Source organism: Clostridium sp. C8 (genome assembly GCF_001010885.1).
Taxonomy (GTDB): Bacteria; Bacillota; Clostridia; order Clostridiales; family Clostridiaceae; genus Clostridium; species Clostridium sartagoforme.
The window spans coordinates 1-6,211 of the sequence record NZ_LBMX01000018.1; the positions used below are offsets into that span (position 1 = coordinate 1).

7 protein-coding genes are annotated in these 6,211 nt (G+C 29.1%); all 7 read left to right on the forward strand.

All coding sequences use genetic code 11. The features are described 5' to 3' along the window. The first annotated feature begins 381 nt into the window (after positions 1-381). The 7 genes from AAT22_RS03215 (at position 382) to mreB (ending at position 6,177) form a co-directional block, all read left to right on the forward strand. A complete protein-coding gene (locus tag AAT22_RS03215) occupies positions 382-1,029 on the forward strand; it encodes a hypothetical protein (RefSeq protein WP_016208044.1) in 648 nt (215 codons plus the stop codon). 21 nt (positions 1,030-1,050) lie between these two features. Further along, positions 1,051-2,310, forward strand: coding sequence for a UDP-N-acetylglucosamine 1-carboxyvinyltransferase (murA, locus tag AAT22_RS03220; protein WP_047000238.1), 1,260 nt, complete (start codon positions 1,051-1,053; stop codon positions 2,308-2,310). A gap of 345 nt (positions 2,311-2,655) precedes the next feature. Next, positions 2,656-3,699, forward strand: coding sequence for a stage II sporulation protein D (gene spoIID, locus AAT22_RS03225; RefSeq protein WP_047000239.1), 1,044 nt, complete (start codon positions 2,656-2,658; stop codon positions 3,697-3,699). Positions 3,700-3,923: 224 nt separating this feature from the next. Beyond that, positions 3,924-4,652 (forward strand): M23 family metallopeptidase, encoded by a 729-nt coding sequence (locus AAT22_RS03230; RefSeq protein ID WP_047000240.1) that lies wholly within the window; start codon positions 3,924-3,926, stop codon positions 4,650-4,652. 99 nt (positions 4,653-4,751) lie between these two features. Then, entirely contained in the window at positions 4,752-5,003 is a 252-nt protein-coding gene (gene spoIIID, locus AAT22_RS03235; protein WP_016208040.1) for a sporulation transcriptional regulator SpoIIID, read from the forward strand. Positions 5,004-5,032: 29 nt separating this feature from the next. After that, entirely contained in the window at positions 5,033-5,173 is a 141-nt protein-coding gene (locus AAT22_RS18980; protein WP_156174277.1) for a hypothetical protein, read from the forward strand. Continuing rightward, on the forward strand, positions 5,143-6,177 hold the full coding sequence (mreB, locus tag AAT22_RS03240) for a rod shape-determining protein MreB (protein ID WP_016208039.1): 1,035 nt from the start codon (positions 5,143-5,145) through the stop codon (positions 6,175-6,177). The genes AAT22_RS18980 and mreB overlap by 31 nt, the downstream gene beginning before the upstream one ends. Positions 6,178-6,211 lie beyond the last annotated feature (34 nt).

The window sequence follows — 6,211 nt, forward strand, 5'->3', positions numbered from 1 at the left end:
TTATTCCTCTATCTTTTTATATTTTTTTGAATATTTTTATAGTGCACAGTGTATAATTATCAATTTTTTGCATAAGGTAACGGATATTGGGTAACAAGTAACAGTTAATGAGTAAAGTGAAAGTGAAATAGAATATATGGAAAAGTTAGAGAGGAAATTCTCGCAGGATTTTTGGATAAAAGGTAGTTTACACATATAGTTTAAGTTCTACCTAGCAAAATATCATTAAATTGTTATTTGTTAATTGTTAATTGTCAATTGACTAAATACTGACAATTAATCACAAATTTCAACTTAATTTATATATTATATTATAGCTATTAATTTTGAATAAAAAAAAATAAACTGGACAATAATTTAACTGAAAGGTAGGGGGATATTATGAAGAAAATGATGAAGGTGATATCTACTATAGTCTTATCTTTAATAGTTATTGGTGCAGTTCCAACTAAATCTGAGTTACCCTCTGATAATTTTGATTTTATAGAAAATCAAATTAAAGAAAGCAGTGAATTTATTCAAAATGGAATTAAGGTAGAATATAGTGTAAGTCAACCAATTAGTAAAGAGATTTCTAGAATTGAAAAATACTTCAATTTAAATTTTCACAAAAATGTACAAACTGATGGAAATAGTATCATTTATGATGATTCAACCAAACAAATAAAAGCATTAGTATGGAGTGATAATGAAAACACAAAAGTTCAAATAATCTATATAAATAATGATAAAAATGCTAATACTTTTCATTTAAAGAAGGAATTAAATCAAATGCAAAATATTGCAGCGAAAAATATAAAATATTTTAATTTTATAAAGGTAAAAATAATAGAAGAGCGAAAGCAGAATCTTTTAGAAATACTAAAGAACAATATAGATAAGGATACTTTAGAAATAATGGATATTCATAATGGATCAGTAGGAAAAGCAAATTTATATGATGGTAATAAGGTTAATATAGGATTTGTTAAATACGATACAGGAGAATATTTAGTTATTGGAACACCAGTGATATTCATAACATACTAACAATTCATTATGGAGGATAATATGGAAAAAATTATAGTTGAAGGCGGTAATAAACTAAATGGTGAAGTGAATATTAGTTTAGCTAAAAATTCTGTTTTACCAATAATAGTTGCAAGTATTTTAAGTCCAAATGATATTATTATTAATAATGCACCTATATTAGAGGATGTAGTAGTTTTAAGCGACTTATTAACAGGCATGGACTGTGAAATTAAAAATGATTCAAATGGAAATCTTAAAATAAATACATCGAATATAAAAGAAAGTAATATGAATAGCGAATTAATAAGAAAAATGAGGGCATCCTTTCTTATTATGGGACCTATGTTATCAAGGTTTGGCAAATGTAAAATATCTATGCCAGGAGGATGTAATATAGGAAGTAGACCAATTGATTTGCATTTAAAAGGCTTTAAACTTTTAGGGGCAGAAATTGAAATAGGACATGGTTTTGTAGAAGCTAAAGCTAAAAAGTTGAAGGGAAATAGAATTTATTTAGATTTTCCATCAGTGGGAGCAACAGAAAATTTATTAATGGCATCTGTTTTAGCTGAAGGAACAACTATTATTGAAAATGCTGCTGAAGAACCTGAAATATGGGATTTGGCTAATTTTTTAAATTCTATGGGAGCTAAGGTTACTGGAGCAGGAGTAGGTAAAATAACAATAGAAGGAGTAGATTCCTTAAAAGGAATAAGCTACACACCGATATACGATAGAGTTGAAGCAGGAACCTTCATGGTTGCAGCAGCAATTACAAATAGTAAAATAACAATAAATGGAGCTAATGAAGAACAATTAAGACCAACTATAGAAAAATTAAAAGAGTGCGGAGTAAAATTTGAAAATATAAAAGAAAATGTTATGCTTGTTGATGGAACTGGTATAAAAAATTCAGTTGATATAAAAACATTACCTTATCCTGGTTTTCCAACAGATATGCAAGCTCAAATGATGACATTATTAGCCGTAACAAAAGGATCAAGTATAATAACAGAAACTGTTTTTGAAAATAGATTTATGCATGTTGCAGAATTAGTGAGAATGGGTGCAAATATTAAAATTGATGGAAGAACAGCTATAATAGAAGGTGTAGAATCATTAACAGGATGTGAAGTTAAAGCCACAGATTTAAGGGCTGGTGCAGCAATGATATTAGCAGGATTAGTAGCTCAAGGAAAAACAGAAATAAGTGATTTATATCACATAGATAGAGGATATGTAGATATAGAAGAGAAATTTAGAGGTTTGGGAGCTAATATATATAGGGTTGATAAATAATAAGTATATTTAAATAGATATAGCTATATTCGCCTAATTAAAGAACTTAGAATAAATTCTAAGTTCTTTAATTTTATTTTGCTTCGCAAAATAAAAGTTAAAAAATGAAGGAGTGAAAAAATTATGTAGGAAAATTATTAGGGTATTTTTTTATAGATATTTTCATCTACTTAAGGTAAGCCCTGTTCATTGTTACCGTATACAAATTATAATCAGAAACTGTGAACTGTGCCTTGTGAACTTTTAATTGAACCAAGTAACTTAACATAAAAAATAAAAAATAAAGTATACTTGATAAATTTAAACATATATTAAATTGAACTTAATTTAAAAGGGGGAATACGATTGAAAAATACTTTGAAATCACTTGAAGGATTATTATCACTTATAGTCTTCAGCTTATTAATTTTAATATCAATGATAGTAATTCCTATGTTAGTAATTAAATCATCTCCGGTAAGTGCTCATGAAGAAAATGGGCTAAACATATCTGAGGAGAATAATAAGGAAGAGGTAAGTTATGTTAGATTAAGTGGTAATGAAACTATAAAAGTCCACATTACAAATACAGATAAGATTATAGAAATTCCTTTAGAAGAATATGTGAAAAGTGTTGTTTCAGGAGAAATGCCAGTTAGTTTTGAAATTGAGGCGCTAAAATCTCAAGCTGTAGCAGCAAGAACATATGTAGCAGCAAAAAAAACTAGACCTTGCAATGAAGCTAAGGGCGGAGATGTATGTGATACTACTCACTGTCAAGTTTTTATAACTAAAGAAAGTCGATTAGAAAAATGGGGTGATCAAGGAAATGAATATTGGGCTAAAATATCAGAAGCTGTTGATGCAACAAAAGGTATGGTTTTAACATATGATAATGAATTAGTACAATATCCACAATTTTTCTCTACAAGTTCAGGAATGACGGAAAATGCTGTGGATGTATTTTCAAGCGATGTTCCTTATTTAGTATCTACAGAAAGTAAGGGAGAAGAAATAGCACCCAAATATGAAAGTGAGTTTAAATTTAACATAGGTGAATTCGTAAGTAAGGTAAATGAAAAATATCCAAATGCAAATTTAAATGAAAAAACTATAAAAGAAAATATAGAAATCTTAAGTAAAAGTGAAGCTGGGGGAGTAAAAGAAATCAAACTTGGAGAAACTAAAGTTAAGGGATTAGATTTTAGATTAACACTTGGATTAAATTCTACTAACTTTAAATTTAGTATAAATGAAAATGAGATAGTATTTAACTGTAAGGGATATGGTCATGGCGTCGGAATGAGTCAATGGGGAGCTAATGTTATGGCTAAAGACGGTAAAAAATATGATGAAATATTAAAACATTATTATACAGGAACTAAGTTAAAGGAAGTAAAATTTGATTAGAGATATATAGTATTAAATTATTATAAAGTTTACATTTTATTGAAAGAAGTAGATATAAGGCTTTAAAAGCATTATATTGCTTCTTTTTTTGTGTGTAAGAATAATATTATTGGACAGAAAAAATAAAAAAATGGTGGTAAATGTAGAAATTTGATGTAAATAAATCCAAAGTTCATTGTATTAATTTATTATAACGGGCAAGAATACAAAAAGGAGGTGTTGATATGGACCAAAATAAGAAAGATAAGGCAAAAGACTTTTTCAGAAAGGAGGGCTTTTATTTAGTACTATTCCTTTGCTTATGTATAATTGCTACTGTTGCTGTTGTTACTACAAGAAAAAACAGAGCATTACAACAAAGCAATAAATCAGAAAACGAATTTACTTTAAATGTTGAAGATAAAGCAACTTCAGAAGTACAAAAACAAAATGCTGATAGGGTAGAAAATGATCAGAACAACGAATTAGCACAAGAAGAAATTGCATCCACAGAAGAAGATGTTAATGTTTCTACTGGAACTAATATAGAAGTTAAATTTTCAAATCCTATAGATGGGTTGCTTTCAAGAAGCTACTCCTATCCAAAACCACAAGTTATAAGTGAAGGAGTTAGCAGAAACATTAGAGGAATAGATATAAAAGCTAGTGTTGGAACAGAAGTTAAGGCTGCAGCAGTAGGTGAAGTAAAAGAAGTTTCAAGTAAAACTGAAGAAGGCAATTACGTAGTTATTGCTCATGCAAATGGGCTGTACACAAAATATTGTAATCTTGCTAAAGATATAAAAGTAAATGTTGGAGATAAAGTAACAGAAGAAACTGTAATAGGAACTGTTGGAGATAGCTCTGTAATATTTAAAAATAGCGAATTTGGAGAGCATTTAAATTTACAAGTTCAAAATTCAGAAGGAAAAGATATAGATCCAACAACATATTTTACATTTAATGAAGAGTAATAAATAATAATTCATCAGTCATTAAAAATAAATGGCTGATGAATATATTAAGGCTAATGGTCACCTATAATAAGTTATCAAAAAAAAGGAGGTAATGTTTTGAAAGATTATATAGAAGAAAGAGTTTTAGAAGTAGCAAAATATATTATAGATTCAAAAGATACAATCAGAAAAACTGCTAAGGTATTTGGCGTAAGTAAAAGCACTATTCATAAAGATATGACTGAAAGATTACCTAAGATAAATCCAGTAATTGCAGAACAAACTCATTCAATATTAGAGCTGAATAAGGCAGAAAGACATATCAGAGGCGGAAAAGCCACTAAGATGAAATATAAAACAGCAGAGTAGTAATTGATTACAAAATTGATACAAATATATTGAAGGATTACCATATTCCATATATAATAAGAAATAGAGCAATCGAAAAATGTAAAATAAGAGCGATTTGTAATAATATATATTGTGATAGAGTAGGAGTGAGTAAGGAATGTGGTTTTGGAGAAATAGGAGCGATTTAGGAATAGACTTAGGAACAGCAACTGTTTTAGTTTATGCTAAAGGTAAAGGTATAATATTAAAAGAGCCATCAGTTGTAGCAATAAACAAAAATAACAATAAAATACTTGCGGTTGGAGAAGAAGCAAGAAGAATGATTGGAAGAACTCCAGGTAACATAGTTGCGGTCAGACCATTAAGAGATGGAGTTATATCAGATTATGATATAACAGAAAAAATGTTAAAAGAGTTTATTAAAAAAGCATATGGGAAGAGTAAGATTACAGCTCCTAAAGTAATGGTATGCGTTCCGTCACAAGCCACAGAAGTGGAAAAAAGAGCAGTTATTGATGCTGCAAGAAATTCTGGAGCAAAAAAAGTACATTTGATAGAAGAACCTTTAGCAGCAGCAATAGGTGCAGGTTTAGATATAACTAGACCTACTGGATCTATGGTAGTAGATATTGGTGGTGGAACTACTGATATAGCTGTAATATCGTTAGGGGGAGTTGTAGTAAGATCATCTATAAAGGTAGCTGGGGATTCTTTTGACGATGCTATAATAAAGTACGTAAGAAATAAGTACAAGATAATGATAGGTGAGAAAACAGCAGAAGAATTAAAAGTAACTATAGGATCAGCATTTAAGGGTTCAAGGAACTTAACTTCTAATATGAAAGGAAGAAATTTAATTACAGGATTACCAGATGAAATTTCTATTTCAACAGAAGAAATAGTTTATGCTTTAAAGGAGTCAGTATCTTTAATTGTTGATAGTGTTAAATTTGTATTGGAAAAAACACCACCTGAACTTGCGGCTGATATAATAGAGAGAGGTATTTTAATGACTGGTGGAGGAGCTTTATTAGATGGATTAGATAAGTTAATAGAGCATGAAACTGGTGTTAGTGTTGAGGTAGCTAATAATTCTGTAGAAGCAGTTGCAGAAGGTACAGGTAAGGTTTTAGGATATTTAGATAAGATAGAATATGGTTCATTAGATGGCGAAATAACTCTAGTTGAGTAAATACATAGTATAGATAATATTTCTTATAAATAAA

Bases quoted from the DNA above. Each gene is read 5' to 3' on its own strand.
- AAT22_RS03215 (WP_016208044.1), top strand. From the start codon at position 382: ATGAAGAAAATGATGAAGGTGATATCTACTATAGTCTTATCTTTAATA.
- murA (WP_047000238.1), top strand. From the start codon at position 1,051: ATGGAAAAAATTATAGTTGAAGGCGGTAATAAACTAAATGGTGAAGTG.
- AAT22_RS03230 (WP_047000240.1), top strand. From the start codon at position 3,924: ATGGACCAAAATAAGAAAGATAAGGCAAAAGACTTTTTCAGAAAGGAG.
- mreB (WP_016208039.1), top strand. From the start codon at position 5,143: ATGTGGTTTTGGAGAAATAGGAGCGATTTAGGAATAGACTTAGGAACA.